We start from the raw sequence: 26,277 nt of genomic DNA on the forward strand, positions 1-26,277 counted from the left end.
TTCAGATATATTTAAACTTTAATTATTGTAATTTTTATCTTCACATATAATAAGAAAACCTGAATAAATATTATTTTATTATTTATTCAGAGTTATATTAGTTTACTAATGCAATCACTTCTGATATTTATATTATACCACATAATCATAATTTAATTCACATATTTGTACATTATTTAATAATACCCACTATCAACAATCCCCCTCACCTCATCCAGCCTAACCGCTATCCGTTTAGCTGCTTCTAGTTCACTAATGCCATGCTCTACCATCAGTTCTTTTCGCTCTGCTTTTTCCTCTTTCTCAGTCATACCTAATGCAAGGTATAGACTTGGAGGAACGGCACGAAATAGCGCTTCAATACGACTGGCTAGGACAACGCCTTCTGTATAACAACGGGGGGTTTTGGTTGCTGATAACAACATGGCTTTTTGTTCTTGTGTAAGTTTTTTAAATCGGGCGATTTCTTCAACTTCTTCAGGTGGAATCACTAAACACAACCACCACTCAATCATATTCAACATCTTCTTTGACGTAGACGGAAAATCCTCTAAATTTTGAGTCGCTAGCCATAACCATGCACCCAATTTACGCCACATCTTAACGACTTTAACCACGTAAGGAGCAAGTAATGGGTTAGTGGTGATCATATGGGCTTCATCCGTAGCAAAGACAATTTCTCGTTCTAAAAACTGATCACGTTCTGCAATATTATTAATGGTGTTGACTAATGAGGTATAAGCAACGGCTAAAGGGGCTTCATAGCCTTCTCTGGCTAATGTACCAAGGTCAATTAATGTTACGTCAGCTTCTGACCAATGTTGTCCTTCTTGGTTAAATAACTCCCCCAAAAAACCTTGCATAAATACACTGAGCGATTCGCCCATATTTTGGGCTCTTGCTCGTCGAATATCAGGGCGATCTTTATCTTTCGCAAAGGCATAAAATGTATTTTGCAAATCGGCGGTAATCATCTGCCTACCTTCATTCCATGCATTGTTGGCACTCACTAAAATGGCTTCTCGCATCATGCCTCTATCTGCACGTTCTAGCTTTGCTTCTTCTTTGGCTTCACCACCGGTTATCATTAATCGAGCAACAATTTCGAGTTCGCCTAAAATATCTCGCTCATCTATTTCGTCGGTTTCATCTGCATCAATAACCTCACTCAGCTCATCTTCATTAATAGGCTTAGTCGTGGATTCAATAAGCTTATAAGCGTCAGCAAAAGGCGCTAATGAAATCCCACAACCCGGTTTAATGCTAAGTTTATTCACACTCAAACCCAACTCAGCACAATAATCAGCAAATAACCCAAATGAATTTCCTGCTTCTGCAATAAATAAGCGAGGTCTATGAACCGCCATAAGTTGAGTAAATAGACTATTGAGTGTTGCGGACTTGCCTGAACCCGTAGGACCGAAGAGTACCAAATGAGCATTTTTAGAACGATCAACACTATTTAAAGGATCAAAAGTCAGCGGTGCACCACCACGATTAAAAAAGGTAAGTCCTGCATGACCAGTTCCTGTGTCACGACCAAAAACAGGTAACATATTGGCGATATGTTGCACAAAAGTCAGTCGGGTATACCAATGCTTTTTATCTAATTCAGGATCAAAGCACATAGGTAAAGCACGAAGATAGGCGTTTAATGGCGCAATATCATAGTCAGGTTTTATCGGTTGTAGCCCTGCATTTAGCAATACGGCAGTTAAATGGCGTTGATGACTGTTGAGCTCTTTTAGTGTCGAACCTGATAAATAAAACGTCATACTCGCACGGTAAAGTTTATGACGTTCACCAAGATAACTTTTTGCTGTTTGAGCATCAGCGCGCATTCGGGCTGATGCACTGTTTTCGCCTATTGCATTTTTCGCAAGATGGTTAAAACGCTCTTCCAGTTCATCCTGCGGTTGTACCACTAATGTCATTGATATCACGGTGCCTTGTGGTAACAAATCCATCAACGCATTGATATTATCCCCTTTGCGCGTTTCGCCTGTTAAATGCCCTACGGTAGGCGCTCGACGAAGCCTATCAATATTAATGGCTTTATGAGGGCGATTATCAAACCACCAAACGCCATTTTCTACATCTGCTTTAGGCGGTGTAAACATCAATGTTTCGCTAAAATCATTGAGTATGGGAAGTTCACTGTTGACAGTGTCAACATGTGTTGCTGTGCGATAGAGCGTCTCTTTATCAACCCAATCAGGCTCAGGATTAAACCAACGTAACAACCATGCATGAATATGTTCACCATTTTGCCTGACCGTAGTGATCCCTGCACCTAACAGCGCGGAAGATAAACGCTCACAGACTTGATTGAGTTGTTCTTCAGGTGAGAAAGGCCCTATTGAATTCGGGTTAACATAACGATAAATCACCATACGAGTGCGTCGTTGCTGACCTCGCCACGGTGCTCCTGTTACCGCCTTATCAACAAACAAGCCTTGAGGTACTGCAAGCCCGCGCATATGCCGTTCAATGACCTGTAAATATGCCGTTGTAAAAGCAGAATCTTGTGCCCACGGTTTAATGTAATGACGTAATTTATCGAGATATCCTGATGTATCGACTTCATCTTGGCAAAAAAATTGGATCACCCAAGGATGACTATCGCGCTCTTCAAAACTGTCTTGAAAAGCATCTTCCACAATATCGCGAATTTCTTCTAATCTTGCTTCAGTTCTGCCTTCTGTGCCCATAGGAATAACATCAAAAACCGCCCCTACAGAGACTCCATCATCCAACAATAAACATTGGCTATTGGGTAAATATTCAACCCAAGGGAGAAAATCAATAAATGAGGCATAATTAGGGTAAAGTGACTTCACGGCTTGTTGTGTTAATTTACCACTCTTTTTCATCAATAAGCCTCCAATCGTTCATTGGGTAAGGCATATTGCACTTTGCTATAAAAAGGAAAAACCGTGCTATAGCTGGGAATAGGCGTAGGCTCAGAACCCACAAAATGCGGATAAATATAGATCACCATATCGGGATTAGGTAAACGAGGGAAGTGATGCTGGATATGCTTTTTAGCCTGTTGGATCTCACTCTTATTGATAAGATGATTAGGCGGATTATCTGATCCTAGTAAGCCTCGCTGAATGGCTCTTTCTTGCCTTTTTTCTGTCTTTATTTCACCCACTTTGCTTTGCCAAATATCACGCATGGTATTGTTACCTGTGGGTAAAATCTCCTCTTTAGAAGTACTGCAACCTGTTAATAGTAATATCATTATTAACGATAAATGAGTTCCTTTCATTAACCATCCTTAGTCCAATTCATTCTGCTGGCTTATATCGAAATCGTATTTAACTTTACGTCCTTGCGCTTCATAATCGATAGGAATGGCACGAGTAATATGTACCGCAACTCGTGCACCAGGAGGCACATAAATCGCATCAAACATTTGGCCATATCGCGCTTTGACCCACTCTGCAATTTCGTTAGTTCCTCCCGATAGCGCTTTACCTAATACTGCCTTCCCTGCATTCCCCGTTAATGAATTCATCACCGATAAACCGTCTGTTGCTTTTGTGGTTTGGCTTTCCGCCATCATCGACGATGCAGCACTACTGGCAGAAAGCGCAAATAAAGTCGGTAAATAAGTGGAGGCATTACTTTTACGAGAACCTGAGAGGCAAGGTACGCCCTGTTCATCAGAGAGCCAACCGATACTTCCCCCTTGCGATTTATCATGGCGTCCATCTGTTGATGTTGCCGATTTAGGCACAGTACGAATTGAGCCATCTTTAAACACAAAGGTAATGGAATAAATATCACCACGAACGCAAGATAATACCCAATCGCCTGTTGCAGTGCCTGAAACCACAGCACCTTCAACATCAGGTAATTCAATACCATTTGCAGTGAGATTTTCTTTACCAATAAGGATTTTAAACGGGTAGGGATCGGTAACTTTACCGTCTATCGGCACTCGACCGAGTAATGCCGTCATCGCTTGGCTTCCCATCAGCGTGGTATTTTCAGGTAAGGTATAAACAGGATGTTCTGTAGCTGGAATGTGTTGTTGGTTTTTCGCAGTAAGATCAAGCTTTGCTTTTTGTCGGCTGATCTCATTATCTTCTAATTGACGAAACGCTGTAGGATACTGAAATGTACTTGTGCCATTTATCGGCTTTGCATTATTTTCATAAGCTATCCCCTCTAAGGGATCAATCCAGAGTGTTGTTTGTTGATCAGTTTGCTCAAGCGCTAAACCAACGGGTAATTCAGTCTCCTTTGCCTTAATGTTTTGTTGTTCATTAATTAAAATATCCAATAAATCAGCCAATCGTTGCTGTTCATGATAAAGCGTTTGCTGGGCTAAATTACCTTCCTCTTGTGCTTTCGTCACTGCCTCATGAATTCGACTTTCTACATTATCACTTCTGTTTTTTAACTGTGTATTTTCAGTCAGTAACACCTTACTTTGTCTCTCTAATTTCTCCTGATTGATTTGTATGGCTTTAATTCGCCCTAGCAAGGTACGTAAAGTGTCTTGCGCTGTATCACCTTCAATACCCAGAATGCGTAATTCTTCTTGTGTTAAATCTGTTATAGAGGAATTGTGAATTGTCTCTTGTGCTGATTGAGTGTGATCGCAAGACTTTACACTTATCACTATCACGACCAATAACACGACAGGAACAATTATCTTCAACAAGATATTTGAGCTTATTTGCATAACTTAATCTTCCTTTATGGTTAATTCAGGAAGAAAAGCATTCTCTAAACGCCCTTTTGTCACCAAGTAAACAACCGTGGTATCTTCAGGTGTTCCCTTTGCACCTAACCAACTATGTTGAAAAGTTGCGCTATAAAAATCACCTTGTAGATCTTTAGGGTTAAGCAATACCTCTTGCGCTCGTTGATTACGTAAACTGAGTGCCACTACGCTGTAACCTTGCAATCCCCATGCACCTAATGGTTTTATCTCAATACTTTCACTTGGCAGTAATGATGTCAGTTTTTCAGGTGATGGCATGGCAAGAGAATACACACCTATCAATGGCTCAAGGGTACGAAGAGGTGCATACAGACTTTGTGAAGCGTAACGGGTTAACGCAATAGGGATCGGTGGTATTTTTGGGCGTTTATTCGTGGACGTATTTTGCTGTTTTGCTAACGTTTTCTCTTGTGGGTATGCCAATTTCACGGGCTCTAAGCCTTTTTTTCCTTGTTTGGCATTAATATCTAATAAAATCATCTCACCATTTTCAACATCTTGAAGCACTAAACGAGTATAAGAAAACGGTGCTTTCGCTAGTAAATAAACTGCACCGCCAGCACTTTGTATTCTCAGTTTTCCTTTTAATTCAGGTGGAAAACCGACTCGCACATTGCGTTCAATAAATACAATACGCTCTTCATTTACATGCAAAGTAACTTTTAGAGGAATGCGTTCCCACTTCATTAATTCAACAGCTTGAACGGGTAAGACAATAAAACAGAGCAGAAAAAATACATGTTGTTTCAAGCGCATTAATGAAGCACTCCTTTCTTTTCATCCTTGATGGTGGGAACAACTTCTAAACGTTGAGGAATATCGAAAAAGCAGTCTAATGCTAGACCAAAGGGATTGATTTCAGGGTTCTTATCCCAACGAACGACCTTTAAGGGATAGCGAACTAATGAGCGTTTAACCGGTTCTGCATTTACATACTCATCAGTGACTAAATCAAGTCGAACACGCCAATTATCGCGATCAACAATCGTGACACTCTCTTCCTTATAGCCTCGTTCTGGGATTTCAGATACGCCACGAACGCGATCACGAGATTCCCCCAGATCTTTACGTTGTTTCGCATCTTGCTGTAATAGCAGTTCACAATTTGGCGTTAAATATGCCGATAATGAATTGATCCGATAGGGATAATCCACATCGCCATTTTTCTTCCAACTATTGAGTTGTTGGAAGATATAAAAGCTAAAAGCATAGACGGTTGGCGGAGGGATTTCCCACCAAGCTCGAGAGCTCCCTGAACGTAAATCAGGCGGATTATGAATAGTTAAATGCCGAGGTGATGTGAGCCAGCCAAATAAGGCGAGTGCGACAATAAAACAGAGAGCGCCACATATTACTCTTAATGTTAGAACATGATGATCACGCGCATTGAGTGCATTCTTAAATCGACTCATATGACTCCTTACAATAAAAAGTCACCGAACGTAAACGCCGTAGTGATAACACTTGGCTACGACAAATTAATCTGCTTGAACCCACACCACACAAGCTTAAAAACCACTCTATACGGCGATAAAGGTAGTTTTCAGGTTTGCCTCTTTTAAAACGCGCCAATAACCTTCCCCCTAAAATAATAGTGATTAATGGCATTAATAAAGATACGGTCGGCAAAGCTATCCAACCTAAAAAAGGCATGATAGGAATAGCAATAATCAAGCCACCCAAAACACTCAACAGCGCTGTTATTCCTAACTCTGGCGTTGTAAAACCGCGAAAAACAACAGGCTCGGCATTTAATCTATCAGGCATAAACTCAATTGTTGGCATATCTTTCCTTAGAGCAACACGGTTGCTGCTTTTGAGGCTAACCAAATCACGACAACAATTAAAATCACACCGACAACACAAAGCATGCCAAACTTTGCCCACGTTGCTTTACCGTCACGCACTTCAGCAAAAGTGGCAATAATGGCATTACCAACCGCTAACATCGCCACAGCGGAAAGAATTAAACCACCAAGCACAATACCATCATTAAGGTAGCCCGAAATTTGCCCATAAAAGGTTTTATCTGTACTGCTTTTAGGGCCTTCTACCGTAGGCAAATCAGCCCAAGCCATAGAGCTACCTAATAATAAAAGCGAAACACTACGAATAAGAAAACGATAGAATAAACGTAGAGAAAACAATCCCTTTTGATACATCGAGATATCCTTATATAAAGTGAAAAATACCCAATACTATTGGGCAAATAAAAAAAGGCTGATAACAATCAGCAATACAGTACGAATAACAAAGCGGATCAGCCCTTGCTCTGTAATACGTTCCGAAGCATATCCTTGATAAACATGCAGTAATCCCCATCCAGACCATAACAAGAGTAATGCAATCAAAATCCCAACAAATAAAGGATGTAGAGATGTCGGCGCAACATTGCCACTCGCAATATTGAATGCATTAATTTGTGCTTCACTCATGGATGATGCTCTTGCTGATATTGTGCTGAGAAAGGAATTAAAGCGTTTGGCTGGGCACGCGAAGGATTGAGATAGTGTTTAAGCCCTTGGCGTATTGCCTCAATATCCTGTTTGATTTGTTGGTAATCCAAGTAGAAACGCGTGGGTTGTTCTCGCTTAAGAACATCTACATGAGCGGAGGCTAATCTCGCATCAAGGTAATCGAGTTGTTTTATAGCTAAAACAAGTTCATCTGATTCAGAGGCATAAGCTAATGGTGTTATTAATATTCCCAATAAACACCACGTTCGCATTTGAACAATTCGCATAAGTAAACCTTCTTAGATACTGTCGTATAAAAGAAAGCAGAGTGGCAGGAAAAAACTGGCTAAGCAGTAGAAAAGCAGAAATGAGAGAGTGAGAATTTTATAGGAAGCTAACGCCTCACTACGTGAGTTGTTTAATCCCTTCCCCATAACGAATAAATTCATCATGGGGAAGAGATTTCAATTTTAATAATTATTATATTTTAAAATATATAAATTTATTTCCATTTAACTTAATCAATTAAACTTAAATTCTTTATATAAAAATATTACTCTAAATAATACATTGCCTTATTTGAATATAGCTCTGCTATTTTCTCTCTGTTATACTTTTCTTCTCTTCTAAAAATGGTATATATATTTATGGGATTAATAATTAAAGAGCTATGTGTTATTGTCGATCATGATTGCCCTGAATGGCTAATAACCCAGCCTGAAGGGAATCCAACTATTGATTATACCAGTGGCTTAAAAATTTATGCTATTTTTAAAAGACAATTCCTTTCAGGTAAAAGAAGACGTAATAGAAAACAACGTCAACTGGGAGATAACTGTCCTTTGATTTATGCTTTGAAAAAAAAGGATGATTTATATACAAACATTTCTAGCATAAAAAAACTCAATGATAGCTTCAAAGTTATTTGCAATAAATTTATGGAATTAGAACCTAAAGGCTATCAATTAATAATATCAATGCCTTCAGCCCATAATATTAGCCATATTATCGCAAAACGTTTAGCAAAAAAATTTAATGCCATACATTTAACTGATATTTTAAGAAAAATAACAGTCGATAATGCTTTTCAACTTCTCGATAGAGCGGATGTTAATATAGAGGAGACTAAAAGTCTTAGTTTCAAAATTAAATTACAAGCAAAAGAAGTTGGACTTAAAGGAGGATTTTCACTAAAAAGTATCTCTACTGAATTTAGGAATATATTCCCACCATTTGTTTTAAGTACACAATCATCATCCAATACTGAAAAAATAAGAATATTACTTGTCGATGATCTGATGGCTACAGGAACAACATTAACTACAGCTAGAGATATCATTGCACAACAGTATCCAAACGCTATTATACATGCTATTTGCCTATTCAGTTCAATAAGACGACAAAACAAAAAAACTTGATAATATCAAGATAAAAGGGTATAAAGGCGCTATAGAGTGTGCTTGAGTCTCCCCGCTCTTAAAATCCAGATGAGACCCGCGTAAGCACCTGACTGAGGTCAGCTTGTAAAGAGCAAGTATCAGTCGATTAGGCAGCGGCTAATCCTTCAACACTCATTGTTGTCGTAGAGAAATATCAAAAGGAGAACTTAGGTTCTCCTTTTACTTTTTAATCTTATGTGAAAAATTAACAAAACATTCTTCCTTTCAAATTTCGTTACTACTATTTATCACGTCCTTTATAAATACTTCTTAAAGCTCCCCACAGTCACAGAAATAGCCATCCCTATCAACAAGATAGAAGGTAACAACAAGATATTCGGATAAACTGCAAATGGCAGTGATAAATATAATACACAGGGAATATAAATTGCAGGCTTGATTATTCGTTTTGCATGATGATAAAGAAAACTCGATTCATAAGCTGCACCATATCGACGTAAATCACGTCTGACCAAACCATCAACAACGCTGACTATTATCACCAAAATAAACAATGGAATTGATAGCACGAGGATCGTGACTCGCATCATCACGATTTGTAAAACAAAGAATGTCGCGAGTAGATATTGTTCTCCTGCTTGAATCGCTTTTATTACTTCTACATTAATCCCATCAGTAACACCATTACCCGTTCTTATGGAAGATAATGGTATTTTCAGCAAACTATCCTGCATCCATTGCGAAAAATCAGTGATCCAATAAATTACTGTTATTACTGGTGAGGATAAAAATATACTTTGTGTAAAACTCTCAGCAAAATAAGTTCGTTCAATCAGCATGATTTGGTAACTATGTTGTGCTCCCTCTTCCGCCCAAAAGAAGAAAATACCGATATATTCCAATATCAAACTAAACAAAAGTGAAGCCAACAAAACACCAATAATCTGCCAAGGTATATCCCACAATAATGTGGTAAAAAAACCACGTTTTTTTGGTGATGTTGGCGATAATGTAGATGATGTATTTATCTGCGACATATCATGTTTCAAATTTACTGATTGGCGAGAATGCTATCAGACCACCAGGTATCACTCGTTCTATAATGTTGTCGCATATAATCCACAATTTGATTCATGCTTTCAGGCATTAACGGATCTGCTTTATCTGAAGGTAATGGCATTCTTAATTTCCAAAGTTGCCCTCCATTTAATAATACAAAAGCTTGTCCTTTAGGTAGATTGATAATATTTGCTGGCGTGATTAAAGGTGTTCTAACGGTGCTGACCCTATCCTGTGTATTCGAAGTAAAATCACCCCCCATATCAGCATTAGAAATATCGGTTACTCCTGAAATCAGCATCTTGGTATACACTTCAACTTCGGGTAATTGCTTCGTCAATAGCTCTGCGGTTTCAGTATGTCGCACTCGCAACATCACCACACTATTAAAATTACCTACAACCTGTGCAGCCTTTGCCACACTCCCCACTCGCGCCTCAATATCAGGTAAAGTCTGCGTATAGGCTGTTACTTCAATTCCAGCACCACCACCTTTGTTGATCAACGGAATAAACTCATCCCCCATCAATTCATTAAATTCATCACAATGTAGACTAATTGATACCTTTTTTTCATCTGCATTCGGTAAACCATCATTAATGCCAAACTTATAAATATGTCCAGCAACACTCACTAAATCAGCAAACATGGCATTACCTACTGCCGTAGCGATTTCAGGATCAGATAAGGCATCTAATCCCACATACACAATGCCTTTTTTGCGTATTACCTGTAGCCAATCAAAAATAGGACGAGGATCAGAAATATCTGTGTAATCAGGGGAAATTAATTCAGCAATTTTTCCTGAAGTGAGCTTTTCTAATAACGGCAATAAACTTGCCACAATCTTGTCGTAATACTTTCTGTCATAACGAACAGAAGAGCGTAAGCTCTCTAATATCGGATCGAATATCGATTTTCCTTCATTACCATTTAGCACTTGTTCAATTGCAACAACACGCAAGGAACGCCCTTCCATATATCGAGGAATATCACGTTCATCTAATATTTTGGTGAGATTTTCGATGAGTTGCCATAACTCAGGCTTATGCTTTGTTAGCCAATATTCAGCATAGGTTTCAAATAATAATTCGATATTATTCACATAGCGCTGAATGATACTAAAGCTAGGTCGTTGTCCTAATGCAACCAATGCTCTGGCAATAATGTTCACAAAGCGCCATGCAAATTCTTTAAATGCCGCACTACTTCCTTCATGGCTTAATTGACCTGCAATACGCGAGGCGACTTCTGAAATCCGACTAAAACGTCCAACGGCATTATAACGAGCACTGATATCTGGCCATCCAAGGTGAAAAACATAAAACTCATTATCTCGCCCAGCTCGATGCGCTTCGGCATACATTCGTTTTAATAAATCAGCATCACCTTTAGGATCGAAAACAATGGTGACATTACCTCGCTGAATATCTTGTGTGATCAGTAACTCAGCAAAACGTGTTTTACCCACTCGCGTAGTACCTAGCACCAACATATGCCCTACTCGTTCACTTAAGCTCATAGAGACATTTATCTCTTTTAACTCAATCCCATGTATAGCAGGGTTTCCGCCAACGGGTGGTAATGGGCGAACGGAATTAAATATCGAATCGGATGCTAATAATGAACATAGTGACGGGAAATGATACTCATAGCGTTGTTCAAATTGACGAGCCACACGATACAGCTTAGGTGGACGAATATATTTAGCGACTTCAGGTCGTAACGTATCGAGTAATCGTTGTGTATGTTTTTGTTCCCATAAGAATCCTTTTCCTAAGAAGAGTTGATGGTGGCTTATAGGAATATTTTTACTCGACATCGCATAACGTTTTAAACGACGAATATTACGGCGATAACGTAAAACACGACTCCCTTGAATAACTCGCCTTATTGATAAAATAGCAAATCCTGATGCCGTGACATAACTAACAGATGGAGCTAAAGCTACTGCCCAAGGTGCAGTAATACAAAGATAACTTGCACACGCTGTCACGACAGCGGTATTAAACTCAACCGCAGGACGTAATAAGGCTTCAATGACATAGCGATCACTCATTGTTCTGATCCCTTATCAGTGATTAACACAGGATAGTGTGTAAGTGCTAATCTTAGGGCTAGATCACTTCCTGAAACGGGCAATAATGTCAGTCCTTGTGCTAATTCATTTAGCTCATTCCATGCCGTTTCAGTATCAATATTGACAACATAGCCCACTGCATTAAGCTCAATCAGTTGTTCCCTTTTCTCTGTTAACCAACGTCGAGAAAAATCATCGTCACCAATTAAAAACAGCGGTGACATTCCGCTTAAATTTAGAGTTTGGTTAGGTTGATAGCCCGGTGTTAATTCTGGTGTACTCACAGGCAATAAGCTAACTAGGCTGGGTGTTGACAGTGTCAACACATCGGAAGGGGATGAAACTTTATATTCACCATCAGATGATGATATTGCTTGAAAATAGTTTTCGGTCGATTGCCCACCTAAATCAGCAACAACAATTAATTCGGTTTGTTCCGTATTGAGTGACGGTATTACTTCTGCAAAACTAGGAGATATTCCAACGGAAATAAATAGAAAAACTAATCGGCTCTTTGCCATCCCTGCACTCCTTGTTGTAAAACGACTGGCATCATTCCATTGCCATGTTTTAGCCATATCCCATTATCATGGTTTAATGTGATATGCCGATTTCTTATCTTTTCGATAGGAATATGATGTTTTTTAGCCCAATGTCGAATCACATTATCTTTCCCCGCACTTTCCACTAAATAGATATCAATAGGTTGATTTTGTTTGATAAGTTGAGTGAGCTTTACATCACAAACAGGGCAATTTTCTTTCACAAATAAAGCCTGACGATTTTCTCTTATTTCATGTTGAATCGGTAAGATTTCAGGATAAAGTCGAAGCCACGCTTGATTAACTTCTCGCTGAAAAGCCAATTCCGCTTCAACGCGCTGAAATTCTTGCTTCACCACTAATTCAGCGAAATAACGTCGCTCTTCATAATTACGCGCTTCAATGCCTAATAAAGTTAAAGGATCTAAGTTCGGTGAAAACAGCCCTCGTTTCCCCTTTTTTAGCATTTCATAGCGTTGCCATTCTTTCCCTGTTAATTTCCATTCTTGAGCATTTTCAGCGATAAGCGATTGCTCTGATGTTTGTTGCTCTGTTTTTAAAACTTGATGCTGACTTTGATTTGCCATTCCTTCTGTTGACACTGTCAACACACTAATACCCAATAAGACTAGAAATTGAGAATTCAATATAGACTGCATTTTCATTTCAACATCCTATTAGCCGATAGTGTTGAGTTTATGGGTGTTTCTGGTGGTAATTGATAGCCTTCACGTAATGAATGACAAACAATTCGTTGAACACCATCAATCTCAAGTTGCCATGCAACACCTGCTAATACTTGTAGAGCCTGTTTTAAACGCATAGGCCCTAATTGATGATGCACAACGGGGAGTTTTTGGTTATAGAGCACTTGATTAGACGGTGTTGTCTTACATAAAGAATATCCCGATGGCTGTAAAATATAACGCATTGCATCACTAATAGAGGATTGTTGAGAAGTTGGAATATGAATATCAATCACTTGCTCTAGTGGTTCGCGTTGAGCCAATGTTGGGGATGTATTTATTAATAAATAGCGATCATAACGCACAACTTTTGGTGTCGGTGCATAGAGATCGGGCGGTGCTATTTGAATATTTTTATTGAGAGTGATCGGACTCGGTTCCGTTGCAGGTTGTTGAAGTTTTTCTTTGGGGGTACAAGCCGTTACAAATAAGGTAGTGAAACAGATTATAAAGGTGATGGGTTTGTTCATAAGGACTCTCTATTACAAAGAGTTCAACTTTGATGGATTGTTAGTTAGGGAGCAATGGGGAAGTGTTTTTGGGGAGTGATAATTAAATTTATTTATTATTAGTTAATTTTCTTAATCTATTTGCGATATATAACCCTTTAGTTATAAATGACTATTTAATAGTAAATAACTTATTATTACCATATTCCTCTAATTAGAAAACCATGAAATAAAAACACCTTGAATTATATAGATGCCACCACCAACTATGTGGCTATGTATTAATGAAAAACCTAATTTTTAGCTCAAGTTCAAAATAACAAGTGTCTGCTATAAGATGTGAGTTCAATTTATTAAACCACTACAATCAATGCAACGCTATCCTAAAATAAGGAAGGCATTGCTATACTAACGGGTAATTTTTCCCACCTAATTTTGAGCATCCAGCAACATTCTTAACCCCAATGGTGATCAAGGTAATTGCTAGTATATATTGCTTCAATATTGAGCATTTATTTTCTATAGTAAAGTGGTTGGTAAATTTTGGGTAGTACAGTTTTTCTTGGCACTTTCGGCTAGCACGGCCATTGTCCCCAAAGAACAATCGGGTGGTTTATGAGGGTTATACGAACAAAACTATATTGTTCAAAACTTTTAGAAATTAGGATTAAAGTGATATGAAAGAATACCAAGATACCGAAACGGGGCAGATCTATGAGTTTGAGGATGATTTCGACCCCTTCACTGGGGATAACCGAAATCTTCCTAAAACCCTCTCTGTAATAGTCAAATCGAAGCCCGATGATACTCATGTCTGGTATCAATGTGACTGGATAAAACAAGAGGATGCTCCAATTGGTTATACACCGCCAATATCAAGTGTTCCTTCATACAACCCAGCATGGATCGCTAATTTACGCCCATATAGTGCTGTTCATCGTAACACTAACTCTGGTTTGAACTTCACTCTAGACCAAATCAATTCAAATTATTATGAAGGAAGTAAACTTGCGGAGGTGGTCACTTTACTACCTCTTGGGAATTCAAGTGGAATTCCAGCTCTTGTTAGTTATGATGGAGCCATAGCTATTCCTCAGTGTAGTGACTACCCTAGCAGGATTGATGGGGTAAACAAGTTGAATGAGATACTTTGTAGCCTTCTTTTAGGGGGGATACATGTTGAGGTTCTTCGTGCCGAAGAACTAGTTATCGGACAGTTGCAGAATAAGAACCGTCTCTTTGCATACACTCCATCTATCCACACAAGCCTTAGATTGAACTGGGCTTCTCTAGCTGATCGCTGTAACCCTTTGAAGTTACCTAGGATTCTCACCGTAAATGAGATGAAAAAAGCATTTAAGCAGGGACAACGTGTAATTAAATCGGTCAATTCCTTTTCTCCGATTTTTCTATTGAATGGCTATACTGCAATGGTGTACCGGAATAATAGCGATGCGCTAAACAATCTCTGGATAACCGTGGAGCAACTCACGGAATATATATGGAATGAGCTATACCTGAAGAAAAGTAGTAGCTTTCCTAAAAAGGTTACAAAAGCTCACAAGAAGGCAAAGGAGCAGAAAAAACTTAGCCTCATTTCCACAAAACATACACTTCTGAGTTTGTCAGATATTTTTAGTAAAGATTGTTACTATGTGCTTAAATGTGCGCGACAAAAACGGAATGCTCTTGCGCATGAAGGTGCCGTACCTGATTCTGGTCTTATAGAGCAGTTGTGGAATGTAATGCCTGAATTAATTGAAGTAACTACTTCTAATTCAGGGGCTTTAGGGTTGAGGAAACTCAGTGGAGGAGCAGTGGCGAACTGGGATATTCCAGTAAGAACCGACTTTAGTGAGTGGGTAAACCTTGCGAAGACCCTTTAACTGACTACTAGTCAGACCAGAGTAGTAGTAAACCACTACAATCGAACTTAATGATGCCCAAATTGTAGCGTTAGAAAAGAAAGCTCATGATGATGAGGCTTGTGGGGAAATTGAAACGTCACACCCAGGCTATTTAGATTCTCAGGACACTTTTTATGTGGGCAACTTAAAAGGGGTTGGTCGTATTTATCAACAGACTTTTATTGATACTTACTAAAAAATCGCGCACTGCAAACTGTATGTGGGTAAGACTCCCACCACGGCGGCAGATTTACTAAATGACCGTGTATTGCCGTTCTATGAGTCTCATGGTTTGCCAATGCTGAGGATATTAACTGACCGAAGTACTGAATTTTGTGGGCGCGTAAAACAACATGATTATCAGTTATATCTCGTAATAAATGATATCGATCATACAAAAACAAAAGCGATGTCACCGCAAACTAATGGTATCTGTGAGCGCTTTCACAAAACGATATTACAAGAATTTTACCAAATTACATTCCGCAAAAAGCTGTATAGTGACCTTGAAACATTACAATCAGATCTTGATGAATGATTGTATTACTATAATAATGCTCGCATTCACCAAGGAAAAATATGCTGTGGGCGAACACCAATAGAAACTTTATTGGATAGAAAATGTATTTGGGCTGAAAAGAATTTAACCCAGATATAATCTGACAGACACCTGTATAAATAACTGGTAACTGTCAGATCAGGTCTGAGCTGGTACATATAAATCAACTATCTTGAATAAAGATGATAATTTTTCTTTATCTTTTTTCTTTAGAGTAGGAACTGATATAAACAATCCATCCTTTGCTCGACTTACGGCCACGTAATAAATCCTATGTTCTTCATTATTTTCTAGGTCTGGATTTATTAAAAAATCGAGTTTTTCTTCATCTGGTAAGTGGACTAACACATTATCAAAATCATCGCCTTTAGTTTTATGTATGGTTTTTATGTCCCCTATCTCTCCGCCAGTACATAATTGATTTATAATATCTTTGTACAAAATGCGTTCATATAAAGGTTTTTGCTTTCCTTTGTCTGTGAGTTTTGAAATGGAATTGTGTATATTTTCCTTAATGAAAACAAAAAAATCGTAAATGCTTTTTTCTTCAAATTCACTTCGATTCGCTGTAAGTACAAAAAGACTATCTAACGCTTTTTTTCTTCTTATATCTTCATCTAAAATTTCACGGAAATTTTTTTCAATTTCAGCAATTGCTTCTTTAAATCTAAAATTATTAGCGAAAAATAGCGCTGTAATACAGTTTATTATTTTATTTTTCCGTTCTGTATTTGAGTCGATATTTCTAATCTCATCTATCGGATTTACATCTGATACTCCACCGTTAAAAACTTTGTTTAAATAGTATACATAGATGTTACTCCTTGAAATTATTTTAATTTCCCCGTCAACAATACTTTCCTTTAAATACACATAAGCGTCGTAAATACTTCCCACTAGTAACTGTGGTAATACCCCTTTTTCTTGCCTATATGGGGTTTGCTCAATATCTTTTCTTATATGATTTAAAACATCAATAATTGAATTTGTACTACGTCTGTTTTGAGAAATAGTGTATTGGGTTGTCCTAGGTGAAATAAAGCTATCAAAATCGTTTGGTGTAGCACCTTGAAAACCATAAATTGACTGTGCTTTATCTCCAATAACACCAACTATAACACCTAATTCTTTAATTTTACTTATTATTTTAGACTGAATAGGGTTTGTGTCTTGAAATTCGTCGATGAATATATAGGGAAATTTAGATTTTATTACAGTTAAAATAAATGGATTTTCTTCTATTAGCTTATAGCTAAAGTAAAGTATATCATCATGGTGTAATATCCCTTTTCTCCAGAAAATCTTTTTGTATGTAATTAAGTCTTCTGATAAAGCACCTATGATTTTTTTTGATATATACTTACGTTTCCCTGACTCATCATAATATGCTTCTTTGTTTTTGCACTTTAGTTCAAGGTTTGATTCCTGATCCATCGACCAATAAATTGTTCTTATCAAATTACTTAAGGCATCTTGATTGTTCTTTAGTCTTTGGAGCTGATTTATTGTATAAGGGTGTTTAAACTTAGCCTTACTTTTATGATTACTTAACCAATCATTGATTCTTTTAAGGCTAACGTAATGATCATCGTGGCCATCTATTTTTTCGAAGCTAAGTTCATACTCAGATGGCAAGAAGGATGCATAGGGCTTAATTATGTGTCTGTATAAGAAGCTATGAAGAGTACTTACTTCCGTATGTTGTGATGAGTTACCTAATCTACTATTGATTGTGTCAGCGGCAATGTTTGTATAAGTAATACATGCAACTTTACCAAATTTACCTAAACGAGTTGAGTTGGTTACTACATTACTAATATGACTTATTAACCAATGAGTTTTTCCAGCTCCTGGACCTGCTGAAATCCTAAATTCATCATCAATGGCTTTAATGACTGATTCAGATGTTATCGTATTTATGCACATAGAAAGTCAATCCCATCCTTAATATATTGAGGCACTACAAATTCTTGGTATTCATCTGTACCTATTTTCTCAAGGTTTCTTTCTAATACGTCAGATAGTAATAGTGCATTTTCACCTTTACCCACGGAGTTCAAGTATCTGGATGCTAATATAGCTTTCTTTTTACTATATTCATCCCATGAACAGTGCTGAATGGACTCGATGATTCGATTGTTTTCTTCGTGTGGTTTTTTCTCAGTTCCTTTATTCAATAGCTCAATGAATTCTTCAATTGGTAGTTCGTCAATTGAATCCATTAATTTTTCCAGTTCTTTTTTATTACTAATGGAATCAGTTAATAGAAGTTTAAGTTTTGGGTTTTCTAAAACAAGCTCATATTCAAAGGTTTTACTCTTCTCTCCTTGGCTAAAATATCTTATATTTTTATGATTTTTATATTTATCAATCAATTGTGATGAGTTGTTAGAATAATCATAAGTTTCTTTATCAATTCCTATCTCAAAGGGATAACACTTTTCATAATTACCGCTTTCTATTTTTCTTACCGGATCTCTATCAGTTAGACATACAACCTTTTTAGGAATAGCATTTTCATTATTTGTATCGAAAATTTTCAAGAAATGCTCGAAGTACCGACCACCAACATTAATTACAGAAATATGGTTGTCTTCTAAGCATCTGGAAAGATCTGGCTGTATCTTTTTGACTTCATTGTCATAATATTTTGCAAAAGTTGATATTAGTAACTGTTCAGCAATTCCTTCAACAAAGATAACTTTTTGAGCAAACAGCATATCAGATTTAGTTGCATCTAAGAATCGCTGAACATACCTTTTACTATCATCGTTATCTAATGCTCTTGAAGGGTAGGAAACTGTATATTCCTCATCATCGGAATACAGATTTATTATATTGTCCAATTTACATAATGACGTTATGTGTGTTGAATGAGTCGTGATAAAAACTTGTCTAGCTTTATTATTCTTGTCACTTAAGAACTTCAATAGTTTGTGTTGCATCGATGGATGAAGGTGTGCCTCTGGTTCTTCGATTGCTAACATGGGGAATATCTTAGCGTTACTTCCCATATAGCTACCATCAGAATTAACTTGCATTTTTGCCAAGAGAAGAGACATGTATATTAAGTTATTGTATCCTAAACCGTTATGAGTTGCGGGTAACGTTATTCCCGTTTTCTTTTTTATTATAAGTTGCAAAGCAAACAGCATATCTTTTTCAGAAACGCTACCATCAAAGTCAGGATACGAATCATTAAAATCCGCACCAGTTTTGTTAGCATAGCCTAGTATTTCACTCTTTCCCTCTGACATTCTTTCATGCAGTTGCAGTAATACGTTTTCAGAGGATGTCTTAAACATATCTTCTCTAGTCCTGATTTCTTGTACTTTTTTTTCTATTTCATCTGATTCAAGAGTATTGATATTTTTCTTAAGGTCATAGTCTATAAAAAACTGAAATACATCTTTGAGTAAGTTATTTTTTCCGCTGAGCATGTCTCTTTCAACATCTCTAATTGCATCCAAAAACTGAAAATCAAACTTACTGATGATTTCGCTACTAACAGGATCTTTATTTTCAACTTTACCAGCCCAAATTTTATACTTATATTTTCTTAAAAACTTAGACTCAATGATCCTCCATATATCTTCTTTTGAAATAGTATTTTTTACTTTATCTAGCTCTTGTAAATAGTTGGGTTGTTCTTTTTCTGGCAAAAATAGTTCATAGGTCAGTTTAGCTTCATAATCCTCCTCAAGCTTAGTCAGGCAGTTCGCAATCGTAACTAAATCATCTGGAGTGTGGTCGTTCCCTTTTTTAAAGGTAACAGCTATCGAGACCTTTGGTGCAGCAATCTTTAACTCGTCCAAAGGAATATTTTTGTTAAAATCATCAATAGATAGGCTCTTTGAAGATGAGTTATCCAGTACAATAGCTAATGCACGTAAAAGATTTGTTTTACCTGCATTGTTATGCCCTACGATAACGTTAATATCATTTTTAAATTGTACGTTTTGACTTCTGAAGCTTCTGTAATTTGAGATATCGATACTAGAAATGTACACGTTTTAACCACCCATGAAAAATTATACATATCTTAAACGCAATAAATGTTACCTACAAATCAATCACTCATTGCTATTATGAGAAACTCATAGCATAACATCTTCAGCGATACTAACTTGGTGACGTGGATTAGAAATTTGACCACATAGCTAAATATCTGGGTATAACGAAAACTAATTCAAATTGTGAGGATTGATATCAGGTTCAATCGTGCTCTAGCTCACTTTAGGGCAAAAACATGCTAGCCGTGATCATTCCAATACATCTCAGGAGAAAATAGTCTATTGTTTTGCTAAGTTAGTCATTTAACGTGATGCACATGAGCATGGAGTCGTTCCATTCTCGAAATGAATTCTGTGACAGAATCAGTTGTTACAATTAACTATTAAGTGAATATCCATTCACGAGGGGTAACTAGATAAAGTAGTCAGATTGAATGGACGACATAGATAGTAGATCGACAAAATACTAAATTGAACTACCTATCACTCCGATAGCATCTGAAATTATGTGCTCCACTAGCTCCGACAACATTACAATTATCTAATTGATAACATTTCTAACTAAAATTCAATATTAGGAAAGATCGTTATAAACGAAGTGGACAAGAATATGTTGCTATTCCAAATCATCTTGCACGTCAATTTGCAGTGACTGAACCCAATCAGGTGTGGTGTGGCGATGTGACTTATATCTGGGCAGGAAAGGGTTGGACATATCTCGCCGTTGTACTTGACTTGTTCGCTCGAAAACCGGTGGGTTGGGCTATGTCGTTTTCACCGGATAGTCGACTGACAATCAGGGCACTGAAAATGGCTTGGGAATGACGAGGACACCCAGCGGGAATCATGTTTCACAGCAATCAGGGTAGTCACTATACCAGTAGACAGTTGCTATGGCGTTATCGGATAACACAGAGTATGAGTCGGCGAGGGAACTGCAGGGATAATAGTCCGATGGAGCGGTTCTTCAGGAGTCTAAAAAACAAGTGGATACCGATAATTGGTTACAAAAGCTTTGGTGATGCAGTTCGTGATATAACGGATTATATTATCGGACATTACAGTACACTTAGACCTCATGAATATAACGACGGGTTGCCACCAAATGAATCTGAAAAAAGATGCTGGAAAAACGGCCAGTTTTAGTTGACCACTACAATTCTCAAGGATTTAGTTTAATGGTTGTTGATCATCCTAGATCGGAAAACAAAGTTACTATAACATTTGAAAGAACTGCCACTCAGGACCTTTTTAACTCAAAAAAAGAGAACAATTACAATTCACTGGTGTAACTTAGAATTAGATTATAAAAAATCAATTTACCATGCTAAGCATTAAGCATATAAAAGGCCCGAAATAATATATGTACGGTATAGAATAGGCCATACTGCATTATTGTTATAGGCATCAATAAAAAGCGGTGGTTATTATTATTTTTCTCTATACAAAATAAAACTAGCATTCTGGATTCACATGCTGTTAGCGTCACGACAGACCCACAATCCAGCCAGGCGTTTGTCTGACTTTATGAATACCGACCAACACGGTGAGCTCCTCAAGAAGCATATAGCTGTTCAATTTGAAGGGAAATGAGCATATGCCCATTGCTGCGGTCACTATAAACATGACTTAATATTTTTATTTTATATTTCAAGATACACATATTCTCTGTTGACACTGTCAACACTCCTTTCCTTACCTAAAATAGGCCTCCCTAAGCTCTGCCATAACTCCTGACACATATTCTCTTCTTGCACGTTTAATCACTCTTTTTTCTGCCACTAACACGGTTTCAGGTGTCTTTGAGTGTGGTTTTTCCAATGGCTTATCGGTAGCGCTGTTGCCCAAATTAAATCGTCCTTCTCGAGCGCGTTTGAGGTTGGCTAACAGGTACGCAGTGGGGTTTCTGACTGTTGTTTTTTTTATTCTATCGGCTAAATCATCAAGGAGCTGTTGCCCTAATCCATCAGGTAATGCCTTGAGTTGTCTCTCTAGCATCATTTTGTCCTCTGGATTGAGTCGTTCAGTGACTTGAGTTGACCAAAACAGCTCTGAGTTTGTTGCTGTATACGTATCTTTTACACTTTGTGTAAAACTACGTACGTAACGGTTCGATTTTCGAACTGGGTCGCAATCCCTTGATTTACGGCTTAGTTCGGAAATCGAACTCGGTATTTGAGTGGTGTTTTCATTGCTGAGTTCGTTTTCCGAACTAGGGATTTTTGAACTAAGTTCGATTTTAGAAGAGGTTATTTTCTTTTGTTTTGCTGACACCATTTGTTGTGGTGTTTGTGGTGATGATATACGCGCTTCAATAAGGGCCACTCGAGCATGTCGGTGACGCATTCGTTTCTCGGTTTTGATATCTTGTAAAATGGCAATTGCTGTTAAGCGTACTGTTTTATTGCTATGGCTACATGCTTGAGCAACGGTATCAAGCCAACTGGGATCAAAATATTCACATTCAAATACACTCAATGGTTCATCATGCTGAGCATAAATATTACCTCGAATGCGTCCTGATTTATCTCTGACTCTTTTGCATAAGCTTAGCCAACCAGTTAATCGTAACATCAACAAGGCTCTACTGATTGTCTCTCGGGATGCTTTATCAGAATGGGGCAATGCTAGTTGGCTTTGTAACTCGTCATAGGTTGGAAAAATAGCGCCCTCATTCTGTTGAGCATAAAGTCTGATCATGACCCAAGCCATTTTATCTAATGGCGATAATCGGCTATCTAAAAATAGCCGACGAGGAATAGCATCATGTACATTACCTAAAAACAGCAATCCACTTTGCTCATTACTCATATCACCAGATTGCGCCTTTTGCTCAATCCGATCCTGCATCTTTGTTAGTGTTTGTTGAATAATATTATCGACCGGCATAGTTGCCATTAAATAGCACTCCACTCTTTAGTTAATGACCATACGACCGCAAGTGGAATTTTTTGTTGCTCAGCAATATCCATCATCACTTCTAAAGCCTCTAATGAATCAATATTCTGGATTTGTGCTATTTTCCATTGTTGCCAGATCAATAATTCTTGTTCTTCCGTTGGATTAATATTGCGCCCTTGTTTGGCCACAATACCTACCAATCGACGTCGAGAACTTACCTCAATCGCAGTAAGCCCAAAAAAGTGCTGCATTAACTCAATAGAACCCTGTAATGCTAATGCTCGATTCATATACTTGATCCGTTTTTGCTCTTGCTGAGCTTGTTTCAACATCATGTTAAAATTGCAATGATTGATATTTAACGTCAGAAATGGCACAGGAGTATTCACAAGATAATAGAGATCTTCTACCGTCAATTTATCGAGCGCTTGGATCTCATCCAGTGTTAATCCCATTGATTCAATGTGACGAATTTTTCCTGCTTTTAGTTTCATCACAATTTCCGTTAATAGTGCATTCATTGTGTTATTCCTCCATAAATCATCACAATATTGATCGCCCAAACAACAAAACATAACAACACAATCAGCCTTGATACTATTGGTTGGTTCATTCATTTATCTCAGCAGAATTTTTTCGTTGTAATTCGCGTAATCGTCGAATAATCCTAATTAATCGCAGAAATTTCATCGTGTAAGCATCATCAAACAACGGCTCATCAAGTAAATTCTCATTTCCTATTAATGCGTCCATAAATGGCACTAAAGTTGTGTTCGATTCATCGCCACTTAAAGCGACAAAAAGTCCATTTTTGGCATTGTGTGAAAGCGAAAAACCGGCACTTAAGGCTGACTTATTTTCTTGAATAGTCGATTCAACACCCATCACTTCAGCAAGCTCAAACGCTAAACGAAAGGCAATATCTTGAAGATGCTCAATATCATCGTGTAATGCAGAGATATGCCAGATATCTGTGACAGACTCTAATTCGTTTACAGTAGGCATAGCTTGAGATTGAGGCTCTTGTTTTATCTCTCGCTTTTTTGTTCTCGATTTTTCAGGTTGCTTAATAGGCTGGTTTTCTTGGTGATAATCATCTCTAATTGACGTAGTGATAATCTCTGAAGAAGAGCTTTGAGTTTTAGATGATAACTCGATCAACCAATTCTCATAAGTAATAGAAGGATCAGGAATAACCTCTAATAATGAGTTAATCAAATCATCTTTTAGAAGTTCTATTGAGTAATATTCAGCATTATCAAAAGAGTGGCAAACTTGCCCAAAAACATCATTAAAGCTTTGCTCTGGTGATATTTTTGTTTTTTGAGTAAAGGTTTTCCATGCTTTTTCAGCCAATGTCCGTAATGCTATTAACTGCGTAATTTGAGGCCTTCCCATCCCTGAGTTCAGTAAATTGGGGATCCAAGGATAAAGATATTCAATTGTTGCAAACATTCGACTGATATTGGAGTGATGAACAGGATATCCCGTATTTTTGAGAAGTTCGGATAGCTCTCGCTGACTTACTTCACGACCTAGCTGTTCTTCATAAATTGTGTGCGTATTCTTTATGCCAAATGCTTTATCAATAAAAGATAACTCTCCACGCATATCATTTTCAGCAAGGTGTCCAATCATACATTGCAATCGACCCTGCCACGGTTTCACAATACATTGAAGTGAATGAAAACGTTCATCCCCTGTTTCAGCATAGAGTTCTGTTAAAATGGCATAACGTGTATTGCCCCCATCACTAAAAATATAAATATCGTCGGTACAATCAGGATCTTTGGTGACTTTAGGAACAGAATCTAAACCACGAGCACGAATTGAGGCTTTAATATCATCATATTTAGGATTACGTGAAGTGCGTGGATTATCTGGATTAGGACGAAGTTGCTCTAAGGTCAACACCATCGGTATTTCACTTATCGTTAATACACTTTTTGATGCCAACTGTTTAGGTGATCTACCTCGTTGAAGCATTTTTTCATCTAAAGAAATTACTCTTTCAGCTTGCATAATGCCCACTCAATCTATCTTCAAACCGTGTGATATTTGCCTGATATTGCACTTTTACCGTACCGATAGGGCCATTACGTTGCTTCCCTAAAATAATTTCAGCGATCCCTTTTTCTGTGCTATCAGGGTGATAAATTTCATCTCGATAAATAAACATGATCAAATCAGCATCTTGCTCTAATGCGCCTGAATCCCGTAAATCACCATTGTTAGGGCGTTTATCTACTCGACTTTCTAATGAGCGATTAAGTTGAGAAAGGGCAACAACAGGACATCCCATTTCTTTGGCTAATGCTTTAAGGGAACGAGAAATTTCAGCGATTTCTTGAGTGCGGTTTTCTTGATTTGGGCATCGCATAAGCTGTAAATAATCAATTAAAATAAGTGAGGGATAACCGTATTTTCGAATATTTTTTCTAACTCTAGAGCGCAATATTGTTGGTGTCATATAACTTGAATCATCAATAATTAATCGCCCTTTCCATTCATCAAGCAATACATTCATTGCGTTGCTGGTTCTTGCCCAATCTTCATCTTGCATATTGCCGTTACGCAAATGCTGTAAAGGTATTCGCCCTAACATGGATGTAAAGCGCATTAATAACTGCGTGGTTGGCATTTCTAAACTATAAATTTGTACAGTTTTATCAACACATTCATTCAATGCACTTTCACAGAAAGTAAGACCTAATGCAGTTTTCCCCATTGATGGACGACCAGCCAATAAAATTAGATCGCTAGGCTGGAAACCACAGGTCATATCATTTAATTCTTCAAATCCCGTAGGTGTTCCCGTAATCAGGTTTTCATTGCTACAACGTTGCTCTAGTTCATTGAGAAAGGTTTCAATTGATGAAGGGAGATCCACATTGCCATCTAAATGTTGTTGCTCAGTGATATTAAAAATACGTTTTTCTGCTTGTTCTAACAGTCCAGATAAATCACTACTCACATCACTCGCTTGAGTGACAAGTTCATATCCTAATGCCAGCAATTGACGCTTTTGACTGTAATTGGCGACATGTTCTGCATACGCCACAATGTTGGCTGAGCTAGGTGTATTTTTAGAAAGTTCCGCAAGGTAACCAAAACCGCCACACTGATTTAGAATAGATTGCTGTTCCATTGATTCAGTTAATGTAATCAAATCAACGGGCTTATTTTGTTGAAATAATGACTGTATTGCAGAGAAAATCATTTTATGAGGCCGAGAGTAAAAATAGTCCGCAGAAATGATCGATGAAATATCATCCCAACGTTCATTATCAAGAATGAGTCCACCTAATATAGCTTGCTCGGCATGAATAGAATGAGGAGGTAATTTCTGTTTTTGATTACTCATTATTATCTCCCATTTCATTGAATATATGTGATGAATTAAATAAATCATCACCTCGACACA

General features: G+C 37.7%; 22 protein-coding genes and 2 pseudogenes. 4 read left to right on the plus strand and 20 right to left on the minus strand.

Annotation, left to right across the window (positions count from 1 at the left end):
- Positions 1-176 precede the first annotated feature (176 nt).
- Genes LW139_RS18015 through LW139_RS18055 form a run of 9 tightly spaced genes read right to left on the minus strand, consistent with a single transcriptional unit; the run spans position 177 to position 7,484 of the window.
- Entirely contained in the window at positions 177-2,873 is a 2,697-nt protein-coding gene (locus tag LW139_RS18015) for a conjugative transfer ATPase (RefSeq protein WP_247850329.1), read from the minus strand.
- Complete coding sequence (locus LW139_RS18020) at positions 2,873-3,274, minus strand: TIGR03751 family conjugal transfer lipoprotein (protein WP_109402675.1); 402 nt, start codon at positions 3,272-3,274, stop codon at positions 2,873-2,875. The genes LW139_RS18015 and LW139_RS18020 overlap by 1 nt, the downstream gene beginning before the upstream one ends.
- A gap of 9 nt (positions 3,275-3,283) precedes the next feature.
- Positions 3,284-4,699: a TIGR03752 family integrating conjugative element protein gene (locus LW139_RS18025; RefSeq protein ID WP_247850330.1), complete on the minus strand. Its 1,416-nt coding sequence runs from the start codon at positions 4,697-4,699 to the stop codon at positions 3,284-3,286.
- Positions 4,700-4,702: 3 nt separating this feature from the next.
- Positions 4,703-5,497, minus strand: coding sequence for a TIGR03749 family integrating conjugative element protein (locus tag LW139_RS18030; RefSeq protein ID WP_166539027.1), 795 nt, complete (start codon positions 5,495-5,497; stop codon positions 4,703-4,705).
- Positions 5,497-6,153, minus strand: coding sequence for a PFL_4703 family integrating conjugative element protein (locus LW139_RS18035; protein WP_247850331.1), 657 nt, complete (start codon positions 6,151-6,153; stop codon positions 5,497-5,499). Before LW139_RS18035 ends, LW139_RS18030 begins: the two co-directional genes overlap by 1 nt.
- Positions 6,140-6,526 (minus strand): TIGR03750 family conjugal transfer protein, encoded by a 387-nt coding sequence (locus LW139_RS18040; RefSeq protein ID WP_247850332.1) that lies wholly within the window; start codon positions 6,524-6,526, stop codon positions 6,140-6,142. The genes LW139_RS18035 and LW139_RS18040 overlap by 14 nt, the downstream gene beginning before the upstream one ends.
- An 8-nt stretch (positions 6,527-6,534) precedes the next feature.
- Positions 6,535-6,903, minus strand: coding sequence for a TIGR03745 family integrating conjugative element membrane protein (locus LW139_RS18045; protein WP_432652194.1), 369 nt, complete (start codon positions 6,901-6,903; stop codon positions 6,535-6,537).
- 36 nt (positions 6,904-6,939) lie between these two features.
- Entirely contained in the window at positions 6,940-7,176 is a 237-nt protein-coding gene (locus LW139_RS18050; protein ID WP_109402669.1) for a TIGR03758 family integrating conjugative element protein, read from the minus strand.
- Positions 7,173-7,484: an RAQPRD family integrative conjugative element protein gene (locus LW139_RS18055; protein WP_247850333.1), complete on the minus strand. Its 312-nt coding sequence runs from the start codon at positions 7,482-7,484 to the stop codon at positions 7,173-7,175. The genes LW139_RS18050 and LW139_RS18055 overlap by 4 nt, the downstream gene beginning before the upstream one ends.
- A 360-nt stretch (positions 7,485-7,844) precedes the next feature.
- Here LW139_RS18055 and LW139_RS18060 point away from each other — a divergent pair, with 360 nt between their 5' ends.
- Entirely contained in the window at positions 7,845-8,615 is a 771-nt protein-coding gene (locus LW139_RS18060) for a phosphoribosyltransferase family protein (RefSeq protein ID WP_247850334.1), read from the plus strand.
- A gap of 278 nt (positions 8,616-8,893) precedes the next feature.
- Here the strand turns inward: LW139_RS18060 and LW139_RS18065 are convergent, their stop codons facing one another.
- The 5 genes from LW139_RS18065 to LW139_RS18085 are packed head-to-tail and all read right to left on the minus strand — an operon-like array spanning position 8,894 to position 13,494.
- Positions 8,894-9,634: a TIGR03747 family integrating conjugative element membrane protein gene (locus LW139_RS18065; protein ID WP_247850335.1), complete on the minus strand. Its 741-nt coding sequence runs from the start codon at positions 9,632-9,634 to the stop codon at positions 8,894-8,896.
- 14 nt (positions 9,635-9,648) lie between these two features.
- On the minus strand, positions 9,649-11,715 hold the full coding sequence (traD, locus tag LW139_RS18070) for a type IV conjugative transfer system coupling protein TraD (RefSeq protein WP_247850336.1): 2,067 nt from the start codon (positions 11,713-11,715) through the stop codon (positions 9,649-9,651).
- Positions 11,712-12,257, minus strand: a complete 546-nt coding sequence (locus LW139_RS18075; RefSeq protein ID WP_166539036.1) for an integrating conjugative element protein — start codon at positions 12,255-12,257, stop codon at positions 11,712-11,714. Before LW139_RS18075 ends, traD begins: the two co-directional genes overlap by 4 nt.
- The gene (locus tag LW139_RS18080) at positions 12,239-12,943 is read right to left on the minus strand and encodes a TIGR03759 family integrating conjugative element protein (RefSeq protein ID WP_247850337.1); all 705 of its coding nucleotides are present in this window, start codon (positions 12,941-12,943) and stop codon (positions 12,239-12,241) included. Before LW139_RS18080 ends, LW139_RS18075 begins: the two co-directional genes overlap by 19 nt.
- On the minus strand, positions 12,940-13,494 hold the full coding sequence (locus LW139_RS18085) for a PilL N-terminal domain-containing protein (protein ID WP_247850338.1): 555 nt from the start codon (positions 13,492-13,494) through the stop codon (positions 12,940-12,942). Before LW139_RS18085 ends, LW139_RS18080 begins: the two co-directional genes overlap by 4 nt.
- Positions 13,495-14,150: 656 nt before the next feature.
- Here LW139_RS18085 and LW139_RS18090 point away from each other — a divergent pair.
- The gene (locus tag LW139_RS18090) at positions 14,151-15,359 is read left to right on the plus strand and encodes a hypothetical protein (RefSeq protein ID WP_247850339.1); all 1,209 of its coding nucleotides are present in this window, start codon (positions 14,151-14,153) and stop codon (positions 15,357-15,359) included.
- A gap of 40 nt (positions 15,360-15,399) precedes the next feature.
- Positions 15,400-16,038, plus strand: a pseudogene (locus tag LW139_RS18095) (integrase core domain-containing protein); the annotation flags it as partial.
- Between the two features lie 39 nt (positions 16,039-16,077).
- On the opposite strand, the gene LW139_RS18100 reads toward LW139_RS18095, so the two are convergent.
- Together LW139_RS18100 and LW139_RS18105 are read right to left on the minus strand one after the other, a co-directional pair.
- Positions 16,078-17,865, minus strand: coding sequence for a UvrD-helicase domain-containing protein (locus LW139_RS18100; protein ID WP_247850340.1), 1,788 nt, complete (start codon positions 17,863-17,865; stop codon positions 16,078-16,080).
- Entirely contained in the window at positions 17,856-19,949 is a 2,094-nt protein-coding gene (locus LW139_RS18105; protein ID WP_247850341.1) for an ATP-dependent nuclease, read from the minus strand. Before LW139_RS18105 ends, LW139_RS18100 begins: the two co-directional genes overlap by 10 nt.
- A gap of 582 nt (positions 19,950-20,531) precedes the next feature.
- On the opposite strand from LW139_RS18105, the pseudogene LW139_RS18110 reads away from it, so the two are divergent.
- Positions 20,532-21,098, plus strand: a pseudogene (locus LW139_RS18110) (IS3 family transposase); the annotation flags it as partial.
- A gap of 549 nt (positions 21,099-21,647) precedes the next feature.
- On the opposite strand, the gene LW139_RS18115 reads toward LW139_RS18110, so the two are convergent.
- The 4 genes from LW139_RS18115 to dnaB-PI form a co-directional block, all read right to left on the minus strand.
- Positions 21,648-22,850: an STY4528 family pathogenicity island replication protein gene (locus LW139_RS18115; RefSeq protein WP_247850342.1), complete on the minus strand. Its 1,203-nt coding sequence runs from the start codon at positions 22,848-22,850 to the stop codon at positions 21,648-21,650.
- Positions 22,850-23,374 (minus strand): DUF2857 domain-containing protein, encoded by a 525-nt coding sequence (locus LW139_RS18120; protein ID WP_247850343.1) that lies wholly within the window; start codon positions 23,372-23,374, stop codon positions 22,850-22,852. Before LW139_RS18120 ends, LW139_RS18115 begins: the two co-directional genes overlap by 1 nt.
- 88 nt (positions 23,375-23,462) lie before the next feature.
- Complete coding sequence (locus LW139_RS18125; protein WP_247850344.1) at positions 23,463-24,875, minus strand: ParB family protein; 1,413 nt, start codon at positions 24,873-24,875, stop codon at positions 23,463-23,465.
- Positions 24,865-26,217, minus strand: coding sequence for an SPI-7-type island replicative DNA helicase (dnaB-PI, locus tag LW139_RS18130; protein WP_247850345.1), 1,353 nt, complete (start codon positions 26,215-26,217; stop codon positions 24,865-24,867). Before dnaB-PI ends, LW139_RS18125 begins: the two co-directional genes overlap by 11 nt.
- Positions 26,218-26,277 lie beyond the last annotated feature (60 nt).

The sequence above is a fragment of the Proteus vulgaris genome, from assembly GCF_023100685.1.
In the GTDB taxonomy this organism is placed as follows: domain Bacteria; phylum Pseudomonadota; class Gammaproteobacteria; order Enterobacterales; family Enterobacteriaceae; genus Proteus.